Source organism: Pantoea sp. Pa-EAmG, assembly GCF_030024295.1.
Lineage (GTDB): Bacteria > Pseudomonadota > Gammaproteobacteria > Enterobacterales > Enterobacteriaceae > Pantoea > Pantoea dispersa.
In genome coordinates this window covers 1-3315 of record NZ_JASEWO010000286.1, presented here as the reverse complement: position 1 = coordinate 3315, position 3315 = coordinate 1, and the positions used below count along the sequence as shown (strand labels likewise).

At 56.9% G+C, this 3315-nt stretch carries 6 protein-coding genes; 4 read left to right on the top strand and 2 right to left on the bottom strand.

What is annotated here, in order from left to right:
- Nucleotides 1–273: 273 nt before the first annotated feature.
- Nucleotides 274–522 (top strand): hypothetical protein, encoded by a 249-nt coding sequence (locus QMM04_RS21665; protein WP_021509875.1) that lies wholly within the window; start codon nucleotides 274–276, stop codon nucleotides 520–522.
- A 57-nt stretch (nucleotides 523–579) separates the two neighbouring features.
- Here the strand turns inward: QMM04_RS21665 and QMM04_RS21660 are convergent, their stop codons facing one another.
- On the bottom strand, nucleotides 580–1215 hold the full coding sequence (locus QMM04_RS21660; RefSeq protein WP_021509876.1) for a helix-turn-helix domain-containing protein: 636 nt from the start codon (nucleotides 1213–1215) through the stop codon (nucleotides 580–582).
- 141 nt (nucleotides 1216–1356) lie between these two features.
- On the opposite strand from QMM04_RS21660, the gene QMM04_RS21655 reads away from it, so the two are divergent.
- The 3 genes from QMM04_RS21655 to QMM04_RS21645 all read left to right on the top strand — a co-directional run bounded on the left by QMM04_RS21655 (nucleotide 1357) and on the right by QMM04_RS21645 (nucleotide 2648).
- Complete coding sequence (locus tag QMM04_RS21655; protein ID WP_031280179.1) at nucleotides 1357–1746, top strand: hypothetical protein; 390 nt, start codon at nucleotides 1357–1359, stop codon at nucleotides 1744–1746.
- A complete protein-coding gene (locus tag QMM04_RS21650; protein WP_127834273.1) occupies nucleotides 1727–2056 on the top strand; it encodes a hypothetical protein in 330 nt (109 codons plus the stop codon). The genes QMM04_RS21655 and QMM04_RS21650 overlap by 20 nt, the downstream gene beginning before the upstream one ends.
- An 82-nt stretch (nucleotides 2057–2138) precedes the next feature.
- Nucleotides 2139–2648, top strand: a complete 510-nt coding sequence (locus tag QMM04_RS21645; protein ID WP_152999265.1) for a hypothetical protein — start codon at nucleotides 2139–2141, stop codon at nucleotides 2646–2648.
- A 24-nt stretch (nucleotides 2649–2672) separates the two neighbouring features.
- Here the strand turns inward: QMM04_RS21645 and QMM04_RS21640 are convergent, their stop codons facing one another.
- Nucleotides 2673–3299: an acyltransferase gene (locus tag QMM04_RS21640; RefSeq protein ID WP_282997006.1), complete on the bottom strand. Its 627-nt coding sequence runs from the start codon at nucleotides 3297–3299 to the stop codon at nucleotides 2673–2675.
- Nucleotides 3300–3315: the final 16 nt, after the last annotated feature.

The following is a 3315-nucleotide window of genomic DNA, read 5'->3' as shown; positions in this document are numbered from 1 at the left end:
GTGGCTGCGGTAAAGGATGGTAGGCAGCATTATATTGTCCGGCGCTATCGTTATTTTGCCTTACATTAACAGCCAGACGGCAGGATCTGTCCAGCGCTTAGACGCGTAATCGTTAACTATTTTATTAAATTCCACTTAACCGAAGCGGCTGGCAGGGCACGTCAGGTGGAATTTTTACTCAACCGCTGGTCAGCGAGGTTAACGATAAATAAATTCGATTGAAGGGATAAATGAAAAGCGTATCGTTAGCCGGGTTAACCGGAGGTGATAAAGATGTTGCGTGATTATTTGAAGATTGATGAAAGCGATCGTTTAGTTGAGCAGAGCTTGTTACGCCTGCATAACCGTGGACAGGAAGATGTCACCGAATGGCACATTGTCGGTGCCAACGGTGAGCAAAAGGGCAGCGTGGCGCTGTTCGATAAACTGAGTAACCGTCGCTCTTATCGCGTTAGTTACCGTATAACGCAAACCGATCCCGAGGGAAGGGTGATCGTCGATCATCTCACCGACACGTTGTGATTTTTGCCGTAGTCTTTTGTTGGATTTGACCCGCCGCGTGGCGGGTTTTTTGCTGCTTCAGCGGCTGCCGCGCCGCCGCATTTCCACCAGCGTGCCAATCAGTTCCAGCGTACTTTTCTGACTCTGCTGCACGGGAAAATCTTCGTTCAGCGGCCGTAACGAGAAAATTTGCTCGTCGTGCATCCGAATAATTCGCACCATCGCGACGTCGTCAACCCGCGCCAGCACCACATCGCCCGGCTGGGGCACGCGTTGCGGATCAAAAATCAACCGGTCGCCGGCGCGATACGCCGGGTTCATGGCGTCATCTTCCAGCGTTACCGCCAGCGCACCGTCGCTCAGCGCTTCGTCACTGTAAAGAAAGCGAACAGCCTGCTGCTGCCACTGCAGTCGCTGCTCATTCAGCCAGTCCGCGGCCTGCACCAGCGTGACCAGCGGCACGGCAGTGAGAGCGGGGGAAGCGTGCGTACTTGCAAACGGCTGGCCGTCGCCATCAATAATCCACGCCGCGCTACACTGCAGCAACTCCGCCAGCCGCAGCAGATGCTCACCACGCGGCACCGTCTCTTCTTTCTCCCACTGCGAAACCGCAACGTGTGACACGCCAATGCCATTGGCCAGTGCCTGCTGCGTTAATTTCAGTGCCTTACGGCGCTGGCGAATGCGCTCACCACCAGATTCTTTTTTCATCATCTTGACAACTCCTCCAGGCTTTACTTAAGTATACTTAAAATCATTATTTAAAGTAAACTTAAATATGCCGCTGGCCGTGATACTGGCGAGGGAGGTCAGCGGGTTGTCCGGCTAACCCTCGCCAGGTGAGAGAGGTAGGGCATGGAGAGTAGTTTGGTCACCAGCGTAGGCGCACTGCTGCTTGGCGGTGGCGCGGCAGCGGTGTTCTGGAAACCCCTGATGGCGGGGATCGCGTCTATCGTCACCAGCAATCGCGCGGGCGGCGAGATCATCACCAGCTACAAAGAGCAGGTGCTGCTTCTCAAGGAGAGCCATGCGCTGATGCGCCAGGAAAACGATGAACTGCGTATCCGTCACGACAAAAACCTGCGGCGTATCTCATCGCTGGAGACCGATCTGCGTTTGATCAAGAACGCACTCGGTATCCTGCTGGCGACCACCGAAGCCGAGCACAGCGATAAGTTTCGCAGCCAGATTAATCAATTGATCACCACTCTGGAGGAGAACCGCGATGGTGCAGATAAACAGTGAACTGCTGGTGCGAAGCCACCGCCGTCATTTGATGCTGGGTGGCCTGCTGATGCTGTTATCGCTGCTGTGTGTGGCGATGACCATTCTGTTTCTTTACGTCAATAACGACGCCAACCGGCGCGTGGAGGAGATTCGCCAGCAGTACCGGGCCATCTCCGATCGACGCGAAGCAAAGGTCGCCGAACTGACCAGCCAGCTGGTTGAGCTGCAGAAAAAGCTGGATGCCCAGCCGCCGCGCAGCGCCAGCCATACCTCAACGCCCTCCACGCCGCCGGCCGGTCAGCAAACCGCGCCACAGCCGCGGCGCTAAGGAGGACCTGATGCGAATTACCGAGCGGATCGCAGTCCGTTTGCAGCAACTGCGGTCTTTATTTAGCAATAAGGAGAAAATTATGAGCGATCAAACTGTTATCAACCCAACCAGCGCTGCGGCGCAACAGGAATTGTCACCGCTGGAGAGTTTTGCCAACGAAACGGCCAGCGCGCCAGCTGCCGCTGACAGCGCAACTGATAGCGTTGCCCAGCCAGCAACGCCGCCGGCAGCCGCAACGCCAGCTGCGCAACCGGCAGCGCCCGCCAGCGCTGAGCAACCGTTTCATGCGGATGCTCCGGTCGATCTCGATCAGCAGCTGGCAACGCAGGATACGCTGGCGAACGGCTCGGCCAGCGCAGGCGCCTCAGCGGCCGCCACGCCTGGTGTGCGCAACGCGCAGGCCGCCGCACCGGTTGCTGTCCCCGACGCGCCGGCTGCTGCGACCGCCGCCAGCGATGCGGTGGCGCAGGATATCAGCGCCGGGGTGAAGGACTTTGTCCAGGCCTTCAGCTTTGTTGAACAGGGCGTGCTGAAGCTGGGCAGCGCCGCGAAGGATGAACTTATTGCGCTGGCGAAGAAGTATCTGTAATTCAGGCGGGCAGGGATGCCCTCATCACCCGTTCGGTCGCGAGATCTGCTTTTCCAGTTCCAGCGGGTTTCGCTGCCGGCTATTAATCTTTTTAGCGGGCGAGCCGAAGTAGATCGACCACGCTTCGGTATCGCGCGTTATCAGTGAATTGGCGCCTACTGCGGTTCCCTCTGCCAGCGTAAGGCCCGGCATAATAATGGATTGCGAACCGACGATGACATGCCGGCCCAGCACCACTTTCCCCGAGGTGACGCCGGTCAGGTGGGCAGGCACGGTGGGATTGGTCATGAATTCCCCACTATAGTCATCACTTTTCGAGTAGATTTTTACGCCCTGTGAAAGCCCCGAGAAATCCTCCATTTCCACACCGGCACCCGCCAGTACGGCGCAGTAACCGCCAATATGAATGTAGGAGCCAAGCGTCAGATACCCATCGCCGGCAGCCACGAGGGTCGAGAATCCGTCGATGCGCACGTGATCGCCAAGAGTGATATTGTGCAGGCCAATAATGGTGCAATTTTTGGCCACCATGACCTGCCTGCCGACGTGTTTGAAGCCGAAACTATTCAGCTCATGTTCGGTGTAATAACCAGGATTGAAAGGTTCAGTCGACACAGTGCATTCTCCGGATGATCGGGGCTGGTGTGCCATTATAGGTGTGAAGGCA